Origin of the sequence: Nonomuraea sp. NPDC059007, from assembly GCF_042740555.1 — a bacterium.
Classification (GTDB): Bacteria; Actinomycetota; Actinomycetes; order Streptosporangiales; family Streptosporangiaceae; genus Nonomuraea.
Genome location: NZ_JBHYJD010000034.1, coordinates 13,195 through 36,716, shown reverse-complemented (window position 1 = coordinate 36,716; position 23,522 = coordinate 13,195). Strand labels below are relative to the sequence as shown.

Sequence of the window (23,522 nt, the reverse complement as noted above, 5' to 3'; positions counted from 1 at the left end):
GACGCTAAGCTGCCGAGATGCCTCTCCGCAGTGCTCAGTGGTACGCAGGCGACGACAGAAACTCCTACATCCATCGCGCCTGGATGCGCCGCGGCACCCCGGCCGACGCCTTCGAGCGCCCCCAGATCGCCATCGCCAACACCGCCTCCGACCTCACCCCCTGCAACGCCCACTTCGACGAGGTGGCCAAGAGCGTCGCCGCCGGCGTCTGGGCGGCCGGAGGCGTACCGCTGAACCTGCCCGTCGTCTCGCTCGGCGAGACCAACGTCCGCCCGACGGCCATGCTCTGGCGCAACCTCGCCGCCATGGCCACCGAGGAGATGCTGCGCGCCAACCCCGTGGACGGCGTCGTGCTGCTCGGCGGCTGTGACAAGACGATCCCCTCGCTGCTCATGGCCGCCGCCTCCGTGGACCTGCCCGCGCTGGTCGTGCCCGGCGGGCCGATGCTGACCGGCCACTTCCAGGGCATGCCGCTGGGCTGCGGCACCGACGTGTGGCGGCTCAGCGAGGAGGTGCGGGCCGGCACGCTGACCCGCGCGTCGTTCCTGGAGTCCGAGTCCTCCATGATCCGCAGCCGCGGGCACTGCAACACCATGGGCACCGCCTCGACGATGGCCTGCGTGGCCGAGGCGCTCGGCATGACCATCTCCGGCACCGCGGGCACTCCAGCGGCCGACAGCCGCCTGCTCGAACGCGCGCACGCGAGCGGCGCGCTCGCGGTCGAGCTGGTCCGGGAGGACCGGCGGCCCAGCGCGGTCATGACCCGCCCCTCCTTCCTCAACGCGATCGTCACGCTGGCCGCGATCGGCGGCTCCACCAACGCGGTCGTGCACCTGCTGGCCATCGCCGGGCGGCTCGGCGTGGAACTGGACCTGGACGACTTCGACCGGACCGGCGCCGGGGTGCCGCTGCTGGCCGACCTGCAGCCGGCCGGGCGGCACCTCATGGACGACCTGTTCAGGGCGGGCGGGCTGCGGGCCGTACTCCATCAGGTGGAGGACCTTCTCGACCCCGCGGCGCGCACCGTCACCGGACGCCCGCTCACCGGCTACCTCCGCGACGCGCCGATCTGGGACGCGGGCGTGATCCGGCCGCGCGCCGACCCGCTGCTGCCCGACGCGGGCATCGCCGTGCTGCGCGGCAACCTGGCCCCGGACGGCGCGGTGATCAAGCCCGCCGCCGCCTCGCCGGAACTGCTGCGCCACCGCGGCCGGGCGATCGTCTTCGACAGCGTCGAGGACCTGCACGCGCGCCTGGACACCGTGGACGCCGACGAGAGCTCCGTGCTGGTGCTGCGCGGCTGCGGCCCCAAGGGCTACCCGGGCATGCCGGAGGTCGGCAACCTGCCGCTGCCCGCCAAGCTGCTGGCCAAGGGGGTGCGCGACATGGTGCGCATCAGCGACGCGCGGATGAGCGGCACCGCCTACGGCACCGTCGTCCTGCACGTCGCGCCCGAGGCCGCCGCGGGCGGGCCGCTGGCCAGGGTCAGGACCGGCGACCCGATCGTGCTCGACGTGCCGGGCAGGACGTTGCGGGTGGACGTGCCCGACGCCGCCCTGGCCGCCCGCGAGCCGGTCACGGCCGGTTTCGCCCGCCCGGCCAGAGGCTGGGAGAAGCTCTACGTGGAGCACGTCCTGCAGGCCGACCGGGGCTGCGACCTGGACTTCCTCACCGGTTCGAGCGGCTCGTCCGTGGCCAGGGAGTCGCACTGAGCACGGCAAAGAGTCTTCTGCGCCATGCGCGGAAATGGTCAGGCTGGGTACGGCGTTACGGGACGATGTGATCGGTTTGACGGCCCGAGGAGGACACATGAACAGCGGCGACATCACCCAGAGCCAGGAGTGGACGGCACTGGCCAAGCACCACGAGGAGATCGCGGGCACCACCCTGCGCGAGCTGTTCGCGGCCGACCCGGGCCGGGCGGAGCGGCTGAGCGTGCGCGCCGGCGACCTCTACCTCGACTACTCCAAGCACCGCGCCACCGCCGAGACCTTCGACCTCCTGCTACGGCTGGCCGAGCGCGCCGGGCTGAGCGACCGCATCGAGGCGATGTTCCGCGGCGACCACATCAACGTGAGCGAGGACCGGGCGGTGCTGCACACGGCGCTGCGCCTGCCCGCGCACGCGGAGCTGGTGGTCGACGGCCAGGACGTGGTGGCCGACGTGCACGCCGTCCTGGACAAGATGAGCGCCTTCGCCGACCGGGTACGCGCGAAGGAGTGGCGCGGCGCGACCGGCGAGCCCATCGCCACCGTGGTCAACATCGGCATCGGCGGCTCCGACCTGGGCCCGGCGATGGCCTACGAGGCGCTGAAGGACTACGCCGACGCCGGGATCACGGCCCGGTTCGTCTCCAACATCGACCCGGCCGACATCCACGGCAACCTGCGCGGCCTGGACCCGGCCACGACGCTGTTCGTGATCAGCTCGAAGACGTTCACGACGCTGGAGACGCTGACCAACGCCCGTGTGGCGCGCGACTGGCTGGTCTCGGCACTGGGCGAGGACGCGGTCGGAAAGCACTTCGTGGCCGTCTCCACCAACGCGGAGAAGGTGGCCGGGTTCGGCATCGACACCGCCAACATGTTCGGCTTCTGGGACTGGGTCGGCGGCCGCTACTCCTTCGACGGCGCCATCGGCCTGTCGCTGATGATCGCGGTCGGGCCCGCGCGCTTCCGCGAGATGCTGGCCGGCTTCCACGCGATCGACGAGCACTTCCGCACCACGCCGTTCGAGCGGAACATGCCGGTGCTGATGGGGCTGCTCGGCATCTGGTACAACGACTTCTTCGGCGCACAGACCCGGGCGGTGCTGCCCTACAGCCAGCGGCTGCACCGCTTCCCCGCCTACCTGCAGCAGCTCACGATGGAGTCCAACGGCAAGTCCGTGCGCGCCGACGGCACGCCGGTCACCACCGACACCGGCGAGATCTTCTGGGGCGAGCCGGGCACCAACGGCCAGCACGCCTTCTACCAGCTCCTGCACCAGGGCACCCGGCTCGTGCCCGCCGACTTCATCGGCTTCGCCGAGCCGTACGAGGACGCCGCGGGCATGCACGACATCCTCACGGCCAACCTCCTGGCCCAGACCACCTCGCTGGCCTTCGGCAAGACCGCCGAGGAGATCGCCGCGGAGGGCACCGCGGCCGAGGTCGTGCCGCACAAGGTGATGCCGGGCAACCGGCCCACCTCGACGATCCTGGCGCCGAAGCTCACCCCGTACACCCTCGGCCAGCTCGTCGCCCTCTATGAGCACATCGTCTTCGTCGAGGGCGTCATCTGGGGCGTCGACTCCTTCGACCAGTGGGGCGTCGAGCTGGGCAAGAAGATGGCGCTCGGCCTGGAGCCCCTGCTGACCTCGGAAGAGCCGCCTGTGGCGTTCCCCGACGCTTCCACCGCCCAGCTGGTAAAGAAGTACCGGGAACTCAGAGGAAGGCGCATTTGACATGACGCGTGCGGGCGCGATGGTCCTGTTCGGGATCACCGGTGATCTGGCCTACAAGATGTTGCTGCCCGCGCTCTACCGGCTGACCGCCGACGGGGTGCTCGACCTGCCCATCGTCGGTGTCGCCAAGACCGACCTCGACCTGGCGGGCCTGCGCGAGCGGGCCCGCCAGGCCTGCGGCGGGGCGAGCGACGCGGCCTTCGAGAAGTTCGCGGGCAACCTGCGGCTGGTGGCGGGCGACTACCGCGAGGAGTCCACGTTCGCCGCCATCCGCGACGAGGTGGACGGCGCGGGCTTCCTCGTGCACTACCTGGCGGTGCCGCCGGCGCTGTTCGGCGCCGTCGCGCAGGGCCTGGCCGGCGTCGGGCTCCACCGCGACGCGCGGCTCGTGGTGGAGAAGCCGTTCGGCCACGACCAGGCCTCGGCCCGCGAGCTCAACGCCGAGCTGCTCAAGTACTTCGACGAGGACCACCTGCGCCGCGTCGACCACTTCCTCGGCAAGGAGCCGGTGGAGGACCTGCTCGTCTTCCGGCTCGGCAACATGCTGCTGGAGCCCATCTGGAATCGCAACTACGTGCGCAACGTCCAGATCACGATGGCCGAGAGCTTCGACGTCTCCGACCGCGGCGCCTTCTACGACGCCAACGGCACCATCCGCGACGTCGTCCAGAACCACCTGATGCAGCTGCTGGCCATCCTCGCGATGGACGCGCCGCCCTCGAAGGACGCCCGCGCGCTCATCGACGAGAAGTGGCGCGTGCTGCGCGCCGTGCAGGACATCCAGCCCGCCGACGTCGTACGCGGCCAGTACACCGGCTACCTCGGCACCGCAGGCGTGCGGCCCGGCTCCACCACCGAGACGTTCGTGGCCATGCGTGCCGCCATCGACAACTGGCGCTGGGCCGGCGTGCCCTTCTACATCCGCTCCGGCAAGGCGTTGCCCACCACCGACCTGGAGATCGTCGCCGAGCTGCGGATGCCGCCGGTCACGCTGTTCCACGGCGAGGTCAAGCCCAACCTGATCAGGTTCCGGCTGCAGCCCGACGCGGGCGTCACCTTCGACCTGCTGGCCAAGGAGCCGGGCCGCGACGCCACCCGGCAGGTGCCGGTGAGCGTCGACTTCACCAAGGTGCTCGGGCCCATGGAGGCCGCCTACCAGCGCATCCTCACCGACGCGGTGTCGGGTGACCCGCGGCGCTTCGTCCGCTTCGACCTGGCCGAGGAGTCGTGGCGGATCGTGCAGCCGGTGCTCGACCTGCCGCAGGCGCCGCTGCCGTATGAGAAGGGCACGTGGGGTCCCGCGGCGGCGGCCGGCATGGTGCGCTGGCACGAGATCTCCACCACCTTCGACTGACCCCCTCCGCGGTGGGAGTGTGGAGGCATGGACATCATGGAACTGGTGGAGAAGACCAAGGACGCGGCGACCGTCAAGCGGGTCTTCGGCGAGCCGATCCGGCACGGCGACGTCACCGTCATCCCCGTCGCCAAGATCGGCCAGGGCGGGGGCGGCGGATCCGGCACCTCCGAGGGCGGCGAGCACCCCGGCCAGGGCGCCGGCGGCGGGTTCGGCTTCGGGGCCGCCCCGGCGGGCGTCTTCGTGATCAAGGACGGCGAGGTGCGCTGGCAGCCGGTCGTCGACGTCAACCGCATCGTGCTCGGCGGCCAGATCGTGGCGGTCGTGCTGCTGCTGACCATCCGGGCCATCGTGAAGCGCCGCCGTAAGCGCTGAGATCTCCCGCGCCTTCCCCAGGCGCCTGTCCGGGGAAGGCGCATCGGACGTCAGTGGCGGCCCCAGGCGCCGCGGTGCACCACCTCGCCGGTGGGCTTGCGGCCGCGCTTCAGGGACGGCGAGGCCTTGTCCTGCGCCCGGTAGCCCACGCTGATCACGCCGATCGGGGTGTAGGGGCCGGGCACGCCGAACGACTCCTTCAGCAGCGCCGTCCGCTCACCCGGCGGGACCCCGAAGAAGCACGCGCCGAGCCCCTCGTCCACCGCGGTGAGGAGCATGAGCAGGGAGGCCATGCCGGTGTCGATGTCCCAGTACGGCACCGGCCAGCGGCTCTCGTCCTTGTCCGTCCAGCCCTTGTCGGGGGCGGCGTAGCGGTCGAGGTAGGCCTGCTTGTGCGAGAGCGGGATGATCAGGAGCGGGGCGCGGCGCAGCCCTTTGCCCCAGTCGTCGGCCTCGTCGCCGGACACCTTCCAGAACCGCTCGATGTCCTGCGGCTCCTCCAGCACCAGGAACGCCCAGCCCTGGCTGAACCCTGCGGAGGGCGCGTGCAGCGCGTTGCCGAGGATGCGCTCGCGGATCTCGGCCGGAACGGGGCGGTCGGGGTCATAATTGCGGACCATGCGCCGGCGCCGTACCACTTCCTGAAATTCCGTCATGCGCCCAGCTTCCCAGACCCGGCCCCGCGGCACCCGTGGCGTGGGCGGCTGCGACGATGACGGGGTGAAGGTCTTGACGATCGCCCCCGCCGCCTGGTCGCCCGACGGGCACGACAACTTCGACGCCGCGGACGAGCTGCTGGAGGAGAGCGATCTGGTTCTGCTGCCGGAGCTGGCCGGGTCGCGGTTACCGAGGGCGGAGTATCTGGAGCGGGTGTCCGGGCTGGCGCGGCGGGCGGGGGCGTACGTGGTGGGCGGGTCGCACTACGACGCGGTCGACGGCGGGAGCGTCAACCGGGGCGTGGTGGCCGATCCGGCCGGGCGGGTCGTGGCCGAGTACGAGAAGGCGCATCCCTACGGGGTCGAGCATCGGGCGGGGGTGCTGCCGGGGCGGCCGTCGCAGACGTTCGAGCTGGCGGGGCGGCGGGTGCGGGTGCTGGTGTGCGCGGACCTGTGGTACTCGGCCCGGCTGGCCGCGCCGGTGGACGCGGTGCTGGTGCCGGCCTTCTCGGTGACGCAGTGGGACTCGCCTGATCCCTCGCGGGCGCTGTGGCAGCACATGAGCGTGGCCAGGGCGTACGAGTTCATGACGTACGTGGCGGTGAGCGACTGGCAGCACGGCGCCAGCTACCACGGGGCGCCGTGCGCGGGGGTGACGGGGTTCGCCGACCCGTATCCGGCGCGGCCGGCGGAGTACTACGTCCGGGGCGCCGGTGTGCGGGTCATGGACTTCGACCGGCTGGACGCGCTGCGGGCCGACCGGGCGGGGCGCGGGTTCGTGTCTTGACCGGACGACTTGGGGAAGTAAAGCTTACTAACCATTAACCGGGAGCATCCGCGGAGGACCGCCATGGGCCGTTCCAGGATCGGCACGCTCGCCACTCGCACCCTGCTGGCGGGGGTGCTGCTGGCCGCGCTGGGGACGTTGCCCACCGGGGCCGCCGGCGCGGGCGGCCTGGTCGCCTCGGCCGGCGCGGCCCAGGCGGTCGGGGACGTGATCCCGGCGCCGGTGTCGGTTCAGGCGGCGGCCACGCCGTATACGCTGGCCGCGGACGCGACGATCGCCAGCGACGACGCGGGCGTGGGCGGCTACCTCGCGGGGCTGCTGCGCCCTTCTACGGGGTACGCGCTGCCGCTGCGCAGCGGCGGCCAGGGCAGCGTGTCGCTGCTGCTGTCCGGCGCTGACCCGAGCGTCGGCGACCAGGGCTACCAGCTCGACGTCGCCACGAGCGGCGTCACGATCCGGGCGCGGACGGCGGCGGGACTGTTCAACGGCGTGCAGACGCTGCGCCAGCTCCTGCCGCCCCGGGTGGAGAGCGCGAGCGTGCAGCCGGGGCCGTGGACGGTGCCGGGCGGGCGCATCGTGGACCATCCCCGCTTCGCCTACCGGGGCACCATGCTCGACGTCGCCCGGCACTTCCACCCGGTCGCCACCGTCAAGCGGCACATCGACAGGATCGCGCTCTACAAGATCAACTATCTGCACCTGCACCTGTCCGACGACCAGGGCTGGCGCATCGTCGTCGACTCCTGGCCGCGCCTGGCCACGTACGGCGGCAGCACCCAGGTCGGCGGCGGGCCCGGCGGCTATTACACCAAGGCCCAGTACCAGGAGATCGTCGCCTACGCCGCCCAGCGCCACATCACGGTCGTGCCGGAGATCGACGTCCCCGGCCACACCAACGCCGCGCTGGCCTCCTACGCCGAGCTCAACTGCAACGGCGTGGCGCCGCCGCTGTACACCGGGACGGGCGTGGGCTTCAGCTCGCTGTGCGCCACGAAGGAGGTCACCTACACGTTCGTGGCCGACGTCGTCAGGGAACTGGCCGAGCTGACGCCGGGGCCGTACCTGCACATCGGGGGTGACGAGGCGGACGCGACACCCGACGCGCAGTACGCGACGTTCATGAACCGGGTGCAGCCGATGGTGGCCGGGCGCGGCAAGGCGGTCGTGGGCTGGCACCAGATCGGCGCGCCGGCGGTGCGGCACTCGCCCGGCCGGGTGGCCCAGTTCTGGGGGACGACGACGTCGGACTCGCTGATCACGAACGCCGTGTCCAAGGGCGCCAAGGTGATCATGTCTCCGGCCAACAAGGCGTACCTGGACATGAAGTACACCGCCTCGACGCCGCTCGGGCAGGACTGGGCGGCGCTCATCGAGGTGAAGACCGCCTACGAGTGGAACCCCGGCAGCCACCTCAGCGGCGTGCCCGCCTCCGCCGTGCTCGGCGTCGAGGCGCCGCTGTGGACCGAGACGCTGGTCACCGAGGAGCACATCGAGTTCATGGCCTTCCCGCGCCTGCCCGCCATCGCCGAGCTGGGCTGGTCGCCCTGGTCGACGCACAACTGGACCGCCTTCCGCGCCCGCCTGGGCGCGCAGGCGCCGCGCTGGGCGGTCATGGGCATCGGCTTCTACCGCTCGCCGCAGGTCTCGTGGGCGGTGACCCCGCCGCAGGGCCGCCATGAGGCCGAGAACGCGGTGATCTCGCGTGGCGTGGTCGAGTCCAACCACGCCGGATACTCGGGCACCGGGTTCGTCAACTACGACAACGCCACGGGTGGCTATGTCGAGTTCACCGTCACCGCCGCCACGACGGGCCCGGCCACGGTCCGCCTGCGCTACGCCAACGGCACCACCGCCAACCGCCGCATGAACGTGGCCGGCACGGTGCACGACTTCCCCGGCACCGGCGCGTGGACCACCTGGCAGACGAAGACGCTCACGCTGCCCCTGAACGCGGGTTCCAACGTCATCCGGGCCACCGCCACCACGCCCGACGGCGGCCCCAACCTCGACTACCTGGAAGTGGCGCCCTAGCTCTCCCGTGTGTGCTACCCCGCGTGCGTGGTCGTCTCCAGGGACATCAGCCGCCAGGGCAGGCTGGGCAGGGGGTCGCCGCCGGTCACCGGCAGCAGCGAGCCGGACGGGCGGCGCGGGGAGTTGGCGGCCACGACGCGGCCCTCCGCGTTGACCAGCGCCACCTCGGCCGAGCAGGCGCTCAGCACGCCGAGCAGCAGTTCCTCGAAGCGGGCCGCGCGCACGTCGGCGCCGACCACGCCGAGGAAACGGCGCTCGACCTCGACGGGCGTGGTGAGCGTGAGCATGTAGGTGTCGGTGCCGCCGTAGTCGACGTACGGGCCGACGACGTGGCGGCGGCGGGTGCGCTCGGGCACCGCGAACCACTCGGCGGCGGTGTAGTCGTAGAAGTCGAGGCTGTCGGGGTTGAGGTCGACGTCGAGGAAGGTCGGGTCGGGCGCCTGCCACCACTCCAGCCAGCGCGGCCGGTCGGCCAGCACGCCGGGGGCCAGGATGAGCCCGGCTCCGGCCAGCACGTCCGGCGAACGGCGCAGGCAGCCGAAGATCTGCGGCCGGATCGCCACCAGGTCGGAGGTGGACAGCTCCGGCCGGTAGCAGGCGACGGCGGCCGTCCTGATCTCCTCAAGGGAGCTGAAGATGTCTTCGATGATCGTGTGAACCCGGTCGGCCACCCGGTCAACGCGTGGATCCTCCATCGTCACCTCCCGCTGTCGCGACGAGCCGCCAATGGAACTCCATCAGACGCTGGACGCCCTTGTCGATGTGCGCTTCGGTGAGGCGTCTGGCGCTCTCTGCGTCGCGGGCGGCCACGGCGTCGATGACCGCGGTGTGGCTGTGCACGACCTCGGCGGGGTCGACGGCCTCGCCGTACGGGAGCCAGAGCAGTTCGCCCGCCTCGGCCTGGATGTCGATCTCGGCGCGGGTGAGCCGGACGGACTGGGCGGCGGCGGCGAGTTCGATGTGGAAGCGGCCGTCGGCGCGGCGGCGCTCACCCATCGTGGTGGCCTTCTCCAGCTTGGCGACGACCTGGCGCAGGCGCTGGACGTTCTCCCCCGAGGCGCGCAGCGCGGCCAGGCGGGCGGCGGTTCCGGCGATGGCGGCGCGGTAGTCGCCGATCTCGCGGAGTTCGGAGCTGCTCAGCTCGCGCAGGCGCTGGCGCAGGCGGGCGGCGGACGGGTCGGCGGGGCCGCGGACGAACGTGCCGCCGCCCCTGCCCCGCCGCGTCTCGACCAGTCCGCGCTCGCGCAGGGCGGCCAGGGCGGCGCGCAGGGTGACGGTGGAGACGTTGAGCGCTCCGGCCAGCTCCAGCTCCGAGGGGAGCTGGTCGCCGTCGGCGACGAGGCCGAGGGCGATGGCCTCGGCCAGGCGGCGCACGACGACCTCCACGCGGCCCGATCCGTCGTCGAGCGGGGCGAAGACGGCCGACACCGGCAGCTGGGTCACGGGCACCAGCATATTGCCTTTTGAAATATGAACTCATAGTTTTAAGCGCAACCCTGAAACGTTGGGAGGCCCCCCGTGCCCGACGCCGATAAAAGGTTCGCCGAGGAGTGGCGCGACGCCGCCTACAACTGCTTCTCCTCCGGCCACAAGTTCTGCCGCGAGGTCTGCCCGGTCATGCAGGTCACGCGGAACGAGTCCTGGAGCCCCACCGCCTTCCACGCCAACGTGGTCGCGATGGAGAAGGGCGAGCTGGAGATCTCCGAGGTGGCGGCGGACTACGTCAACTGCACCGGCTGCGGAGCCTGCGAGCTGCGCTGCCCCAACTCCCTGTTCACCGGCGACTTCTACCGCTTCCGCACCCGGACCGTCGACCTGGTCAAGGCGGCGCGGGCGCTGGCCGTCTCGCAGGACGTCCACCAGGACGCCTGGCGGCGCTGGAACACCGAGACCGACCAGCGCTCCCACGAGCCCGTCACCGAGGCCGCCGGGCAGGAGCGCGTGCGCGACTGGGCCGAGGGCCTGGAGCTGGCCATCGGCGGGGAGACGATCCTGTTCGTCGACTGCGAGGCCGCCTTCCACCGCACGAGCGTGCCGCGCGCCGTGGCCCGCATGCTCAACCTGGCCGGATACAAGTTCGGGCTGATGAACGAGCAGTGGTGCTGCGGCGGACCGGCCGCCGAGATGGGCTACGAGGAGCAGGCCAGGCGCTTCGCCCGGCACAACCTCGACGACTGGCGGGCCTCGGGCGTGCGGCGGGTGCTGGTGCTCGACCCGCACGACTACATCACCTTCACCGAGGACTACCCCAAGTACTTCGGCGACGACTACGACATCGAGATCGTGCTGGTCGTGGAGCTGCTCGCGGAACTGGTCCGGGAGGGACGGCTCACGCCGCACGTCCCCGTCGAGCGCAGCGTCACCTACCACGACCCCTGCCGCCTCAACAAGCGCAAGGGTGTCTGGCGGGAGCCGCGCGAACTGCTGCGCGCGATCCCCGGGCTGACCTTCACCGACGTGGACCGGGTCACCCAGTGGTCGTACTGCTCGGGCGGGGGCGGCGGGCTGCCGATCGAGAAGCCGGAGCTGACCGCGCGGATCAGCGCGAGCCGCATCGACAGGGCCGCCGAGCTGGGGGTGGACACGCTGGTGAGCGCCTGCCCGTGGTCGGAGCGGCCGCTGTCGGAGGCGGGCAGGGCCCGCTCGATCGACGTGGTGGACCTGTTCGAGCTGCTGGCGCTCTCCCTGGGGGTGGCGCCGTGACCGTCACCGCGCTCAGCGACCCCGTGCTCGGCGAGCTGCGCCAGATCCTCGGCGACGGGCAGGTGCTCACCGGCAGGGCCGACCGGCTGAATCGGGCCCGCGTGCCCGCGCCGTTCCCCGTGCACCGCTGGGCGGAGCGGCTGCCCGACCTGGTCGTCCTGCCCGGCAGCACCGAGGAGGTGGCCGAGGTGCTCAAGCTGGCCAACCGCCTGCGGATCCCGGTGGTGCCGCGCGACGGCGGCACCGGGCTGACCGACGGGGCGGTGCCGCTGCGGGGCGGCATTCTCGTGGACGTGAAGCGGATCAACCACATCAAGGATCTTGATCTGGACAACCGCACCTGCACGGTCGGCACCGGCATCAACGCCCTCAAGCTCAACGAACGGCTGGCCGTACACGATCTGATCTATCCGGACGATCCGGCCTCCTACCCGTGCTCGCTGGTCGGCGGCCGGATCGGCACGAGCGGCTGGTCGCTCATCGGCTCCCGCTACGGGCACACGCGCGACCTGGTCCTGAGCTTCGACCACGTGCTGCCGAGCGGGCAGGTCATCCACGTAGGGGATGGCATAGGCCGGAAAATCACGAAGTCGTCGAGCGGCTACCAGCTCAAACACCTTTTCATGGGCCATCAGGGCACACTCGGCATCGCCACCGAGGCCACGCTCAAGCTCTTCCCCAAGCCGGAGGCCGAGTTCTCCCCCTTCTGGGCCTTCGCGGACTACGCCGACGCCTACCGCTGCGTCGGCCTGCTGGCCCGCGCGGGGGTGGCCACGTTCGCCGGGGCGGTGCTGTTCGACGAGTGGAAGGTCGCCTACCTGCGCCGCGACGACGAGGCCTACATCCCGCAGCCGTCGTCGGTGAAGGCCCTGGTCTGCGCCGCCCTGTACGGCTACGCCGACGAGGTCGAGGCGGGCGGCAGGCGGCTCATGCGCATCGCCCGCGACGCCGGCGCCCGCTACCTGGGCGACGAGATCTCCCAGGGCGACTGGGCGGCCCGCCACGACCGCTACGCCACCCCGCTGCACGGGCGCACGAAGTCCGGCCAGGTGGCGCCGATGAGCTGGCACTGCGAGGACGCCTCGATCAACTACACCAACCTCCCCTCGGTCCGCCTGGCCTGGCACGAGATCGCCGACCGGCTGCGCCGCGAGAGCGACGTCTTCGACGACTGGGGCATGTTCGCCTACACCAACGGCGCGACCGGCGCCGACTACCTGACCGAGATCGACATCGGCATCTGGGAGCAGCGCCTGGACGACCGGGCGTGGGCGGCCTGGGTACGCGCCAAGCGGGACCTGGCGGCGGTGGCCCTGGCCCACGGCGGGTCGATCAGCGCCTGCCACGGCTCGTGCCGCGAGGGCGAGGTGGACCTGGTGCCGCAGGAGCTCGGCGGCGGCTTCGAGGTGATGCTCCAGATCAAGCGGGCGCTGGACCCCAACAACATCATGAACCCAGGCAAGTACCTGCTCGACCAGGCATACGGAGCACCATCATGAAATATCGCCGGTCGGATGAAATGTCGCCACCGCCTGCCGTACCTGTGACCGAGGTGGCGATCACCCGGTTCGAGCACGTCTACGAGGTCGCGCCGGAGCTGATGACCGAGCACGTCCTCCAGCAGGAGTTCCCCAACTGGGACACCCTGCGGCTGGTCCACTCCCGGGCCGGCCACCTGGCCTGGATGCACCGCCACTTCGCGCACACGGTGGTCTCGGGCGAGGAGCTGCTCCATGAGCTCGACGGATGACCGGCGCCTGGCCGACCTCGGCTACACCTCGGAGTTCCGCAGGGAGATGAGCCTGTGGGCGAACTTCTCGCTCGGGTTCACCTATCTCTCCCCCGTCGTCGGGATCTACACGCTCTTCGCCACCTCGCTGGCGGCGGGCGGGCCGCCGATGATCTGGAGCCTGGTGCTCGTGGGCGCCGGGCAGTTCCTCGTGGCGCTGGTCTTCGGGGAGATCGTCTCGCAGTACCCGCTGACCGGCGGCATCTACCCGTGGGCACGACGGCTGTGGGGACGGCGGTGGGCGTGGATGACCGGGTGGGTCTACCTCGTGGCGCTCCTGGTGACGATCGCCAGCGTGGCCTACGGGGCGGGGCCGTACCTGTCGGCCTTCCTCGGCATCGGGGTGAGCACCTGGAACACGATCCTGGGCGCGGTCGTGATCATCGGGGTGGCGCTGGCGATCAACCTGGCCGGGACGCGGGCGCTGGCGGTCGCGGCCATCGTCGGATTCGCGGCGGAGCTGGCCGGGGCGCTGGCCGTGGGCGGCTGGCTGCTGCTGACGCAGCGCCATCACGGGCTGGGGGTGCTGTTCGACACGTTCGGCGCGGGCAGCGGGTCCGGATACTTCACCGCCTTCCTGGCGGCCGGGCTGATCGGGATCTTCCAGTACTACGGGTTCGAGGCGTGCGGCGACGTCGCGGAGGAGGTGCCCGACCCCACCCGGCGCATCCCCAAGGCCATGCGCATGACCATCTACGTCGGCGGCGCCGCGGCCACCTTCGTCTGCCTGGCGCTGCTGCTGGCCGTGCCGGACTTCGCCGCGGTGATCGGCGGCACGAGCACCGACCCGGTGACCGGCGTGCTCACCGCCGCGTTCGGCGAGGGCGGGCTGCGGGTGGTGCTCGGCGTGGTGCTGCTGTCGTTCCTGTCGTGCGCGCTCAGCCTGCAGGCCGCCGCCGGCCGCCTGCTCTACTCCTACGCCCGCGACGACATGATCGCCGGCAGCCGGATCTTCAAGCGCTTCTCCCCCGTGCGCCACATCCCGCCCTACGCGCTGCTGGTGGCGGCCGTCGTGCCTGCGCTCGTGGTGCTCGGCTCCGTCATCTCCGCGGACGCGCTGGTGAAGATCATTTCGTTCGCGGTCCTCGGCATCTACCTGGGCTTCCAGATGGTCGTCCTCGCCGCGCTGCGGGCGCGGCTGCGCGGCTGGCGTCCGTCCGGGCCCTTCACGCTGGGCGCCGCCGGGCTCGCGGTCAACATCGCGGCCCTGGTGTACGGCGTGCTGGCCATCCTCAACATGGTCTGGCCACGCACACCCGACGCGCCCTGGTACGACGACTACCTCGTGCTGCTGTCCGGCGTGGCGGTCGTCGCCGCCGGGCTGGTCTATCTGGTGGCCGCCCGGCCGTACGAGCACGGCGCCGCCCCCGCCGGCGACGCCATCCCCCAGAAGGCAGGTTCCCCATGAAGTTCAGCTACGTGATGCTCCCCGACTACCCGCTGACCGACTCCCTGCGTTCGATCAAGCTCGCCGACGACCTGGGCTTCCACGCCTGCTACGCGGCCGACGAGACCTGGCACAAGGACCTGTGGCTGCTGTTCGCCGCCGCCTCGCTCCAGACCTCGCGCATCCGGTTCGGCCCGAGCGTCTCCTCGGTCGTGCTACGCGAGCCGTCCCTCATCGCCCAGGCCGCCGCCACGCTCGACGAGCTCAGCGGCGGGCGCGCCGAAGTGGTGCTGAGCTGCGGCAACTTCGGGCTCCTCGCCCAGTACGGCATCGACTGGACCGTCTCCAAGCCCCTGTCGCGGGTCAAGGAGGCGGCCCACGTGGTCCGCACCCTGCTCGACACCGGCGCCATCACCCACCAGGGCGAGTTCTTCACCTACAACGGCCTGTTCACCTTCGCCCGGCCGGTGCAGGAGCGGGTGCCGGTCAAGTTCGGCGCCATGCGCGGCCCGCGCTCCTTCCAGGCGGCCGGCGAACTGTCCGACGGCGTCCACCACGCCCTCAGCTACACCCGCGAGGCCTACGACTACCTGGTCGAGCAGTTCGGCGCCGGCGCGGCGAAGGCGGGCAAGGACCCGTCCACGCTGGACATCGGCGCCTGGGTCGTCTTCGCCACCGGCCCGGACTCGGCCGTCGCCAAGGAGGCCGCCCGCAGCATGGTCGGCCTGTACGCCTCCTCGATGCCCGCCGAGCAACTGGAGCGCAACGGCGTCAACCCCAACGCGATGAAGCCCGTGGTGGAGGCGCTCGGCGCCGGGGACCTGGCCCGCGCCATCGAGCTCACCACCCCGGAGATCGGCGAGCGCCTGTCCATCGCCGGCACGCCCGAGGAGTGCGTGGCCAAGATCAAGCGAGAGATCGAGCCGGCGGGGGTCAACCACATGATCCTGGCGGTGACCGACGCGACGCTGGTCAAGCAGTTCATGGGCCGCGACCTGCCGGACGTGGCCGACGTGGACACCCAGCTCCGGCTGATCCACGACCGGATCATGCCCGCCTTCGCGGGCTGAGGGCGCCGCCCCGCCGTACCGTGGAGGGCAGGGTACGGCGGGGCCTACAAGGAGTCCAGCCAGGCCAGCAGGCGCGCGCCCTCGCGGTCCATGACGCCGGGTTCGCGCAGGGCGTTGGCCAGGAGCGACATGCCCTGGTAGGCGCCGACGAGCGTGAGGGCGAGGCCGTCAGGGCCGGGCAGGCCGAGCTCGCGGAACTGGCGTTCGGCCCAGTCGAGCAGCAGCCGGATCACCCGCCCCGCCTCGGCGTCGAGCCCGCCTTCGGCGCGCTTGTCGAGTTCGGCGGCGAGGGTGCCGGTGGGGCAGCCGTAGCGGGCGGCGAGTTCGCGCTGGCTCACCCAGGCCTCGACCAGCCCCTTGAGCCGGGCCCGCGGATCGGGCAGCTCGTCCAGGCGGCCGGTGAGCTCGCCCAGCCGTCTGGCGTGCTCCGACAGCGCGGCGGCGACGAGTTCGTCCTTGGTCTTGAAGTAGTAGTACACGTTGCCCACGGGGACGTCGGCGGCGCGGGCGATGTCGGCGATCGTGGTCCGCTCGGCGCCCTGCCGGTGAACGACCTCGGCGGCGGCGCTCATGAGCCGCTGCCGCTTGGCGCCGGCCGCCCGCACCCGCGTGGAACCCTTCGAGTCAGTCACCTGACTCACTATAGCGGCGAACCTGTGCTACGGTTCTTTTCAGTCAGCCAACTAACTAACTGGAGAACCTCATGTTCGTTGTCACGGGAGCCACCGGGAACGTCGGCCGCGCGCTGGTGCGCACGCTGCACGAGGCGGGCGAGCAGGTCACCGCCGTCGCCCGCCGGATCACCGCCGCCGACGCGCCCCAGGGCGTCCGCACGGTCGCCGCCGACCTGACCGACCCGGCCACGCTCGGCCCGGCGCTACGGGGCGCGCGGGCGGCGTTCCTCATGGTGCCGCCGGTGCTGGCGCCGGAGACCGACGCCGCGGTGATGGCGGCGGTCAAGGCGGCGGGCGTCCGCCGGCTCGTGGTCCTGACCTCGCAGTCGGCCGCCACCCGGCCCGAGTCACCCGGCCACGGCCTGCGGGTGCGGCACTTCGAGGACCAGGCCAAGGCCGGCGGCCTCGGCTGGACGGTGATCAGGCCCGGCGGCTTCGCCTCCAACGCCTACGCCTGGGCCGAGACGGTGCGCGCGCGGCGGGAGGTCTTCGCGCCGTTCGCCGACGTGCCGCTGCCGGTCGTCCATCCGGACGACATCGCCGAGGTGGGAGCCGCCGCGCTGCGGGACACGGCCCACGACGGACGAACGTACGTGCTGACCGGGCCGGAGCTGATCACGCCCCGTCAGATGGCCGCGGCCCTGGGCGACGCGCTGGGCGAGGAACTGGCCTTCACCGAGCTGACCCGCGCCGAGGCCAGGGCCCGCATGCTCGCGTACATGCCCGAGGCGGTGGCCGACGGCACGCTGGACATCCTCGGCGAGCCGACGGCCGAGGAGCAGAAGATCAGCCCGGACGTCGAACGGGTGCTCGGCCGGGCGCCGCGCTCCTTCGCCACCTGGGCCCGGCAGAACGCCGCCGCGTTCGGGCTCAGCGCAGTTCGCCCTCCAGCAGCCCCATGACGATCTGGTCGTGCCACTGTCCGTCGCGCCGGAACGACTCGCGCTGGCAGCCCTCTTCGACGAAGCCCACCTTCTCGTAGACGCGCCGGGCCGCGGCGTTCTCGGCGACGACGGTCAGGCCGATCCGGTGCAGGCGCATCTTCTGGAAGCCGTAGCGGCAGATCACCCGCATCGCGTCGGTCGCGTAGCCCTGCCCCCAGGTGTCCTTCTCGCCCAGGTAGATGTCCAGGGTGGCGTTGCCGGTCTCGGGTTCGGCGCCGCGCAGCGCGCAGATGCCGATCGTCCGCCCGTCCAGGTCGTCGATCATCAGGGTGAGGCTCTCGTAGGAGTCGGGCTTGCGCTCCTCGAGCTGCCGGGTCAGCGCGGCCAGCGAGGGCGGGTACGGGTCCTCCAGCCAGCGCATCACCTCGGGATCGGTGTGCCAGCGCAGCAGGAAGACGGCATCCGACGGTTCGATGGCGCGCATGCGCACGCGGTCTCCGGTAAGCACGTGCGCATTCCTAGCAGAAGGGCGGACAGGCGTGATAATCAAGCCATGAGGCAGGCGCGGGAGGCCATGGTCCGGCAGTTGCTGCAGCATGCGGAGATCAGCGAGCGGGTGGCCGGGGTCCTGCGCACGGTGCCGCGGCACCTGTTCCTGCCGGAGGTGGACCCGCGCGAGGCCTACCGCGACGAGCCCATCGTCACCAAGCGCGACGAGGACGGCCTGCCGATCAGCTCCTCCTCCCAGCCCGCCATCATGGCCACGATGCTCGACCAGCTCGGCGTGGAGCCCGGCCACCGGGTGCTGGAGATCGGCGCGGGCACCGGCTACAACGCCGCCCTGCTGTGGTCGCTGACCGCGCCCGGCGGCCGGGTGATCACCGTCGACATCGACGGCGATCTGGTACGGCGGGCTCGCGACCACCTGGCCGGTGCCGGATTCCCCGAGGTCCGCGTGGAGTGCGCGGACGGGGCGGCCGGTTTCCCCGGCGGCGCGCCGTACGACCGGATCATCGCGACCGTCGGCGTCTGGGACCTCGCGCCCGCGTGGGCGGCGCAGCTCGCGCCGGGCGGACGGCTGGTCGCCCCGCTCGACCTGCGCGGGGTGCAGGTCTCCGCGGCGTTCGAGCGCGCGCCGGGCCGCTGGAGCAGCGTCTCGGTGGTGCCGGCCGGCTTCATGCGGATGCGCGGCGCCGCGGCGGGACCGGAGCGGCTGTGGCAGGCGGCCGACGGGCTCACGTTGTTCCTGCCCCAGCCGCGCGAGGTGGGCGACGTGGCGCGCGCCCTGGCGCAGGAGCCCGTCGCCGAGGTGCGCACCGGCGTGCGCGCCGGGATGGGCGAGGTCAGCGTCGGGCTGAGCCTCTGGCTGGCGATCCACGATCCCCGCTGGTGCACGCTCTACGGCGACTCCAAGCTGCTGCCGCCCGCGCCGGTCGCCCATGGTGGCGTCAGGATGACCTCGGGCCTGGCCGTGGACGGCGGGCTGGCGGTGCTCACCGGCGAGCTGGCCGCGCTCGGCTTCGGCCCGCGCGGGCCTGAGCTCGCCGACGGCCTGGCCGCGCACGTGACCGCCTGGCAGGAGGCGGGCCGCCCCGCCGCGGACGGCCTGCGCGTCGAGGCGTGGGACCTGCCCGCGTCCGTCACGCCGCCCGCCGACTGCCTGGTGATCGACAAGCGCGACACCCGGCTCCTGATCTCCTACGGGGCCGCTGAGCGGCCGTGATCCCGGAAGTCACCACCGGCAAAGAATTTTCGTCAGGATGATTGGGGCGCGCGATAACGGGAAGGGCAGGCAACTCATGCACGCCGAGAACGAGGAGGAGCCCTAGTGCTCACCCTGACACCTACCGCAGCCCAGGCCATCCGGGATCTCACCGCGACCACGCCGGAGCCGGCGCAGAGCGGCGTCCGCATCTCGTCGAAGGGCGAGAGCGCGGGATCGCTGACCCTGACACTGGCCTCGGCGCCCGAGCCGCTGGACGAGGTGGTCGAGACCGAGGGCGCCCGCGTCTACCTCGACCCGGTGGCCGCGAGCGTCCTGGAGGACAAGTCCCTGGACGCGGGCGCCGACGACCAGGGCGGCGTCTCCTTCGTCGTGATGGAGAAGCCCGCCTGATCCGCGGGCGGGGCCCCGCGCGCCGGGGCCCCGCCCGTCCTCAGGACGTGAAGAGCCTCAGGACGTGAAGAGCCTCAGGACGTGAAGAGCCTCAGGACGTGAAGAGCTTGGACAGGTAGCGCACCTGCTCCTCGCGCTGGAAGCCGCCGCCGCCCTCGTGCTGGTTCCAGGGCCAGACGGTGATCTCCTTGGGGCCCTGCCAGTGGTTGTAGGCGGCGAAGACGGTGGACGGCGGGCAGACGTCGTCCATGAGCGCCACCGAGTACAGAGCCGGAGCGTTCCCGCGGGCGGCGAAGTTGAGCCCGTCGAAGTAGGACAGCGTACGGAAGACCTGGTCGGCGTTGCCGCGCAGGCTGGCCAGATAGCGGACGATCTCCTGGTACGGGTCGCGGCCGGTGATCTCCAGGGCGCGCCGGAAGTGGGTCAGGAACGGCACGTCGATCAGGGCCCCGGCCACGTCGTCGCGCAGCCCGGTGACCGCCTGCGCGATGCCGCCGCCCTGGCTGCCGCCGGAGGCCACGACGCGCGAGCCGTCCACGAGAGGGTGGGCGAGGGCCACGTCGACGGCGCGGACGGCGTCGGTGAAGACGCGGCGGTAGTAGTAGTCGTCCGGGTCGAGGATGCCACGGGTCATCATGCCGGGCGCCTGGGCGGAGGCGCCGCCACGCGGGTCGGGGGTGGCTCCCGGGCTGCCCACGCTGGCGCCGCCCTGTCCGCGTGTCTCCACGACGAACACCGCGTAGCCCGCGTTCGGCCACAGGAGGTGGTCGTGGGGGAAGCCGCGCCCGCCGCTGTAGCCGATGTAGTGCATGACGCACGGCAGCGGCCCCTCGGCGCCGCGCGGCGCGATGAACCAGCCGTTGATCCGGTCCCCGCCCCAGCCGGAGAACTGGACGTCGAACACCTCCACCCCGGCGAGCGGGAGGTCATAGGGCGTGTAGACGGGGTCGGCGGGGAAGGCGCGGGCCTCCTCCAGGGTCCGGGTCCAGAAGGCGGCGAAGTCGGCGGGCTCGTCGCGCTCGGGGCGGTAGCCGCGCAGGCGTTCCAGCGGCAGGTCGAACAGCGGCATGGGGGGATCTCCAAACCTCTCGTAGAGTTCCCCGATATTTCACCGCATTCACCCCGGAAACCGCTATCCCACCCACCACGGGAGCCGCGAGTCGGTAGTTTCGGCCGGTGTGAGGCGCTTCTTCCGCGTAGCGGGTCGGCTGGTCTGCGGGCTGGCCGTGCTGCTGCTGTCACCGGTCCTCGGCCTGGCCACGCTGGCCGGGATGGCGACGGTGATGGCCGGGCCGCAGGTGTTCAGCGTCGCTGGCCTGGCCGTCTTCGCCTCGGTGTTCTACCTCGGGCTGCTGCTGTGCGTGCCGCGGCCGGCGGCCAGATGGGCGCGGTGGGTGCGGGCGGTGGCGCTGCTCGGGGTGGAGGCGGTGGTCGTCTGGCACGTCTGCGCGCAGGTGCTGACCGAGCCGCCGGGCACGCCGCCGCCCGCCGCCCGGGTGGAGGGCCAGCGGGAGTGGGAGCTGCCGACCGGCTCGCGGCTGGCGTACGTGCGGGTGGCCGACGGCAAGGCGGACGCGGCGCCGGTGGTCGTGCTGCAGGGACGCGGCGACCTGGCCGGGGACGCCGCGTTCTTCGGGCAACTGGCGGGCGGCGGGCGCGAGGTCTACGTCTACGACGCGCTCGGCACCGGGCGCTCGGAGCGCCTGCGCGACCCTCGCGGGTACGGCCTGCCGCGCGACGTCTCCGACCTGGAGGCGATCCGCGACGAGCTGGGCGCCGAGCGCCTCGTACTGGTGGGCCACGGCGAGGGCGCCCGGCTGGCGGCGGCCTACCTGGGCGCCTTCCCCGGCCGGGTGGAGCGCGTGGTCTTCTCCTCCCCCGCCCCGCTGCGTCCCCCGCCGACCGTGCTGGGCTTCCCCGCCCCCGGCGAGTCGCTGCGGATGGCGGACGTCGACGCCCGCATGCTGGTCACCCACGCGCTGCTGCGCGTGGAGCCCACGGCCGCGCTCTCGTTCGCGGGTGACGGCGAGCTGGACGCCCGCCTGGACCGCGCCCGCGCGCTGGCCGCCGCCTCCCACCACTGCCCCGGGGCCAAACCCGCGCCGCATCCGCGCGGGTCGGGCGGGTACGCGAGCCTGGCGCCGCGCGACGTCGAGCCGCCGGGCGCGAGCGGGGTGCCGGTGCTGGTGGTCAAGGGGTCGTGCGACTTCCAGCCGTGGTCGTCGATCCGTGACTATCCGCCGGGCGCGCTGGTCTACGTCGAGGGCGCCGGGCACGCGGTCTACGCCGATCGGCCGGGGCCGTACCTGAAGGCGCTGCGTTCCTTCCTGGCCGGGCGCCAGACGGGTACGCCCGCCGGTGACCGCCCGCCGCCCGGCTACCTCGGCCCGGCTTGAACTCAACCGCACTTGAGGTTGCAGGATGCCGTCATGAAACTTGAGATCTACGCCGACATCCTTTGCCCCTGGTGCTACATCGGCAAGCGCCGCCTGTCCCGGGCGCTGGAAGGGCTGGCCGATCCGCCGGAGATCGTGTGGCGTAGCTTCGAGCTCGACCCGGGGGCGGGCCGTACTCCCGGGCCCACGGCCGAGGAGGCGTTGCGGGAGTGGTGGGGCGAGCGCGCTCCGGCCCGCGCCGAGCTGATCAGGACGACCGGCGCGGCCGACGGGCTGGAGCTCAACCTGCATCTGGCCAGGCCGGTGAGCACCTTCGACGCCCACCGGCTCTGGAAGCTCGGCCGGGATCACGGCAAGGGCGAGGAGATGGTGGAGCGGCTGCTGCGCGCGTACCACACCGAGGGCGCGAACATCGCCGACCCCGGGGTACTGGACGCGCTGCGTGAGGAGGTGCTGCCCGGTGTGCCCCTGCCCGGCGACGCCTACGCCGAGGAGGTGCGCGACGACGAGCGGCGGGCCGCGGCCCAGGGGGTGAGCGGCGTGCCGTCCCTGGTGATCGACGGCGCCCGGCCGGTCTCCGGCGTGCAGCCGCCCGAGGCGATCAGGCGGCTGCTGACCGGCTGAACGGCAAAGGTGCCCGTCGCGGCGAAAGCCCACGGGCCCTGCCGGTCGAGCCGACGTGGATCGGCGACCGGGCAGCCATCGGACGGCGACGAGACACGGTTCCGTCCGGTTCATGTGGTAGGTGGGGAGGTGATCGACGGTACGCGGCGGGCGGGCGCGGCGCCACCGAATAAACCCGTCTATATAAGCATTGACTAATATAAGCGGGCACTGCGATAGTGGGGCCGTGCACGCATTCGACGTCCTCGGCGACCCGGTCAGGCGCCGGATCCTGGAACTGCTCGCCGGCGGCGAGCAGACCTCCGGCTCGCTGACCACCGCCATCCAGGCGGAGTTCGGCATCTCGCAGCCGGCCGTGTCCCAGCATCTCCGGGTCCTGCGGGAGTCGGGGTTCGCGACCGTGCGGGCAGAAGGCGTGCGGCGGCTCTACGCCGTCAACGCCGCCCCCCTGCAGGAGGTCGACGTGTGGTTGCAGCCGTTTCGCAGGTTCTGGGCCCAGCACCTCGACGCCCTGGCCACCGAACTCGCCCGCGGCAAGCGCGAGCGCCGCAAGACCGCCGAAGAAGAAACCGACGAGAAGAGAGAATCATGATCGACATCGCCGCCCACATCAACGCCACCCGCCGCGACGTCACGCGCGACGAGGAGAGCGTGTCCGTCGTCATGAGCCGCACCTACGACGCCGCCGTGGACGACGTCTGGGAGGCCCTGACCGACCCCGACCGCATCAAGCGCTGGCTCATGCCGATCAGCGGCGACCTGCGCGTCGGCGGAACGTTCCAGCTGGAGGGCAACGCGGGGGGCGAGATCCTGGAGTGCGAGCCGCCCGCCCGCTACAAGGTCACCTTCGGCGACGCCACCAGCGTCATCGAGGTACGGCTCAGCCAGGCGGGCGACGAGCGCACCGACTTCGTCCTGGAGCACACCGTCCCGCTGGCCATGGCCCAGAGCGGCGCCGGCGCGTTCACCGTCGGCCCCGGCTGGGACGGCGCCCTGCTCGGCCTCGCCCTGTTCCTGGCCGGGGAGGTCAAGGAGGGCGACGACCCGGTCGAGGCGGCGAACTCCGAGGAGGCCCAGCGCTACTCCCTCGCGTCGGTGCTGGCCTGGGAGACGGCCATCACGGCGTCGGGCACGGCCACCCCCGAAGAGGTCGCGGCGGGCAAGGAGATGTCGATGGGGTTCTTCGCGCCCGGCGTCGACTGACCAGGCGGCCTTCACCGGCGTCAAGGGCC

24 protein-coding genes are annotated in these 23,522 nt (G+C 72.1%); 18 read left to right on the top strand and 6 right to left on the bottom strand.

From position 1 onward, the window contains the following. The first annotated feature begins 17 nt into the window (after positions 1-17). The 4 genes from ACFWY5_RS39950 (at position 18) to ACFWY5_RS39935 (ending at position 5,173) form a co-directional block, all read left to right on the top strand. On the top strand, positions 18-1,712 hold the full coding sequence (locus tag ACFWY5_RS39950; protein ID WP_379637918.1) for an IlvD/Edd family dehydratase: 1,695 nt from the start codon (positions 18-20) through the stop codon (positions 1,710-1,712). Positions 1,713-1,809: 97 nt separating this feature from the next. Continuing rightward, positions 1,810-3,444 (top strand): glucose-6-phosphate isomerase, encoded by a 1,635-nt coding sequence (gene pgi, locus ACFWY5_RS39945; protein WP_379637917.1) that lies wholly within the window; start codon positions 1,810-1,812, stop codon positions 3,442-3,444. A gap of 1 nt (position 3,445) precedes the next feature. Continuing rightward, positions 3,446-4,798 (top strand): glucose-6-phosphate dehydrogenase, encoded by a 1,353-nt coding sequence (zwf, locus tag ACFWY5_RS39940; RefSeq protein ID WP_379637915.1) that lies wholly within the window; start codon positions 3,446-3,448, stop codon positions 4,796-4,798. Positions 4,799-4,825: 27 nt separating this feature from the next. Further along, complete coding sequence (locus ACFWY5_RS39935; protein WP_379637914.1) at positions 4,826-5,173, top strand: spore germination protein GerW family protein; 348 nt, start codon at positions 4,826-4,828, stop codon at positions 5,171-5,173. Positions 5,174-5,223: 50 nt separating this feature from the next. Here the strand turns inward: ACFWY5_RS39935 and ACFWY5_RS39930 are convergent, their stop codons facing one another. After that, on the bottom strand, positions 5,224-5,829 hold the full coding sequence (locus ACFWY5_RS39930; protein WP_379637913.1) for a nitroreductase family protein: 606 nt from the start codon (positions 5,827-5,829) through the stop codon (positions 5,224-5,226). A gap of 64 nt (positions 5,830-5,893) precedes the next feature. Between ACFWY5_RS39930 and ACFWY5_RS39925 the strand changes: the two genes are divergently transcribed. Both ACFWY5_RS39925 and ACFWY5_RS39920 read left to right on the top strand, forming a co-directional pair. Beyond that, positions 5,894-6,616 carry a carbon-nitrogen hydrolase family protein gene (locus ACFWY5_RS39925; protein ID WP_379637912.1) on the top strand — a complete coding sequence of 241 codons (723 nt, stop codon included), beginning with the start codon at positions 5,894-5,896 and terminating at the stop codon, positions 6,614-6,616. Positions 6,617-6,679: 63 nt separating this feature from the next. Further along, positions 6,680-8,647 (top strand): family 20 glycosylhydrolase, encoded by a 1,968-nt coding sequence (locus tag ACFWY5_RS39920; RefSeq protein WP_379637911.1) that lies wholly within the window; start codon positions 6,680-6,682, stop codon positions 8,645-8,647. 14 nt (positions 8,648-8,661) lie between these two features. Here ACFWY5_RS39920 and ACFWY5_RS39915 read toward each other — a convergent pair whose 3' ends face one another. Continuing rightward, positions 8,662-9,342, bottom strand: coding sequence for a cache domain-containing protein (locus ACFWY5_RS39915; protein WP_379616768.1), 681 nt, complete (start codon positions 9,340-9,342; stop codon positions 8,662-8,664). Then, entirely contained in the window at positions 9,323-10,090 is a 768-nt protein-coding gene (locus ACFWY5_RS39910; RefSeq protein WP_312896444.1) for an FCD domain-containing protein, read from the bottom strand. The genes ACFWY5_RS39915 and ACFWY5_RS39910 overlap by 20 nt, the downstream gene beginning before the upstream one ends. Positions 10,091-10,165: 75 nt before the next feature. Here ACFWY5_RS39910 and ACFWY5_RS39905 point away from each other — a divergent pair, with 75 nt between their 5' ends. From ACFWY5_RS39905 to ACFWY5_RS39885, 5 genes are read left to right on the top strand one after another with little or no spacing between them, the layout of a single operon-like run. Next, positions 10,166-11,350 carry a (Fe-S)-binding protein gene (locus ACFWY5_RS39905; RefSeq protein WP_379637910.1) on the top strand — a complete coding sequence of 395 codons (1,185 nt, stop codon included), beginning with the start codon at positions 10,166-10,168 and terminating at the stop codon, positions 11,348-11,350. After that, on the top strand, positions 11,347-12,849 hold the full coding sequence (locus tag ACFWY5_RS39900; RefSeq protein ID WP_379616764.1) for an FAD-binding oxidoreductase: 1,503 nt from the start codon (positions 11,347-11,349) through the stop codon (positions 12,847-12,849). The genes ACFWY5_RS39905 and ACFWY5_RS39900 overlap by 4 nt, the downstream gene beginning before the upstream one ends. Beyond that, positions 12,846-13,100: a hypothetical protein gene (locus tag ACFWY5_RS39895; protein WP_379616762.1), complete on the top strand. Its 255-nt coding sequence runs from the start codon at positions 12,846-12,848 to the stop codon at positions 13,098-13,100. The genes ACFWY5_RS39900 and ACFWY5_RS39895 overlap by 4 nt, the downstream gene beginning before the upstream one ends. Then, positions 13,084-14,547, top strand: a complete 1,464-nt coding sequence (locus ACFWY5_RS39890) for an APC family permease (protein ID WP_379637909.1) — start codon at positions 13,084-13,086, stop codon at positions 14,545-14,547. The genes ACFWY5_RS39895 and ACFWY5_RS39890 overlap by 17 nt, the downstream gene beginning before the upstream one ends. After that, a complete protein-coding gene (locus tag ACFWY5_RS39885; protein ID WP_379616758.1) occupies positions 14,544-15,596 on the top strand; it encodes an LLM class flavin-dependent oxidoreductase in 1,053 nt (350 codons plus the stop codon). The genes ACFWY5_RS39890 and ACFWY5_RS39885 overlap by 4 nt, the downstream gene beginning before the upstream one ends. Positions 15,597-15,640: 44 nt before the next feature. Here the strand turns inward: ACFWY5_RS39885 and ACFWY5_RS39880 are convergent, their stop codons facing one another. Next, positions 15,641-16,228 carry a TetR/AcrR family transcriptional regulator gene (locus ACFWY5_RS39880; protein ID WP_379616756.1) on the bottom strand — a complete coding sequence of 196 codons (588 nt, stop codon included), beginning with the start codon at positions 16,226-16,228 and terminating at the stop codon, positions 15,641-15,643. A 71-nt stretch (positions 16,229-16,299) separates the two neighbouring features. On the opposite strand from ACFWY5_RS39880, the gene ACFWY5_RS39875 reads away from it, so the two are divergent. Continuing rightward, positions 16,300-17,172, top strand: a complete 873-nt coding sequence (locus ACFWY5_RS39875) for an NAD(P)H-binding protein (RefSeq protein ID WP_379637908.1) — start codon at positions 16,300-16,302, stop codon at positions 17,170-17,172. Here ACFWY5_RS39875 and ACFWY5_RS39870 read toward each other — a convergent pair. Further along, positions 17,141-17,662, bottom strand: a complete 522-nt coding sequence (locus tag ACFWY5_RS39870) for a GNAT family N-acetyltransferase (RefSeq protein WP_379616749.1) — start codon at positions 17,660-17,662, stop codon at positions 17,141-17,143. The two genes, ACFWY5_RS39875 and ACFWY5_RS39870, sit on opposite strands and share 32 nt — an antisense overlap. Positions 17,663-17,707: 45 nt before the next feature. Between ACFWY5_RS39870 and fxlM the strand changes: the two genes are divergently transcribed. Together fxlM and ACFWY5_RS39860 are read left to right on the top strand one after the other, a co-directional pair. After that, complete coding sequence (fxlM, locus tag ACFWY5_RS39865; RefSeq protein WP_379637907.1) at positions 17,708-18,877, top strand: methyltransferase, FxLD system; 1,170 nt, start codon at positions 17,708-17,710, stop codon at positions 18,875-18,877. 105 nt (positions 18,878-18,982) lie between these two features. After that, positions 18,983-19,270 (top strand): iron-sulfur cluster biosynthesis family protein, encoded by a 288-nt coding sequence (locus ACFWY5_RS39860; RefSeq protein WP_184963581.1) that lies wholly within the window; start codon positions 18,983-18,985, stop codon positions 19,268-19,270. A 91-nt stretch (positions 19,271-19,361) separates the two neighbouring features. Here the strand turns inward: ACFWY5_RS39860 and ACFWY5_RS39855 are convergent, their stop codons facing one another. Next, positions 19,362-20,339: an acetylxylan esterase gene (locus ACFWY5_RS39855; protein ID WP_379637906.1), complete on the bottom strand. Its 978-nt coding sequence runs from the start codon at positions 20,337-20,339 to the stop codon at positions 19,362-19,364. A 109-nt stretch (positions 20,340-20,448) separates the two neighbouring features. On the opposite strand from ACFWY5_RS39855, the gene ACFWY5_RS39850 reads away from it, so the two are divergent. The 4 genes from ACFWY5_RS39850 to ACFWY5_RS39835 all read left to right on the top strand — a co-directional run bounded on the left by ACFWY5_RS39850 (position 20,449) and on the right by ACFWY5_RS39835 (position 23,493). Further along, the gene (locus ACFWY5_RS39850) at positions 20,449-21,666 is read left to right on the top strand and encodes an alpha/beta fold hydrolase (protein ID WP_379637905.1); all 1,218 of its coding nucleotides are present in this window, start codon (positions 20,449-20,451) and stop codon (positions 21,664-21,666) included. Between the two features lie 33 nt (positions 21,667-21,699). After that, positions 21,700-22,290 (top strand): DsbA family protein, encoded by a 591-nt coding sequence (locus tag ACFWY5_RS39845; RefSeq protein ID WP_379637904.1) that lies wholly within the window; start codon positions 21,700-21,702, stop codon positions 22,288-22,290. A gap of 226 nt (positions 22,291-22,516) precedes the next feature. Next, the gene (locus ACFWY5_RS39840; protein WP_379617799.1) at positions 22,517-22,882 is read left to right on the top strand and encodes an ArsR/SmtB family transcription factor; all 366 of its coding nucleotides are present in this window, start codon (positions 22,517-22,519) and stop codon (positions 22,880-22,882) included. After that, entirely contained in the window at positions 22,879-23,493 is a 615-nt protein-coding gene (locus ACFWY5_RS39835) for an SRPBCC family protein (protein WP_379617801.1), read from the top strand. Before ACFWY5_RS39840 ends, ACFWY5_RS39835 begins: the two co-directional genes overlap by 4 nt. The last annotated feature ends 29 nt before the right edge of the window (positions 23,494-23,522 follow it).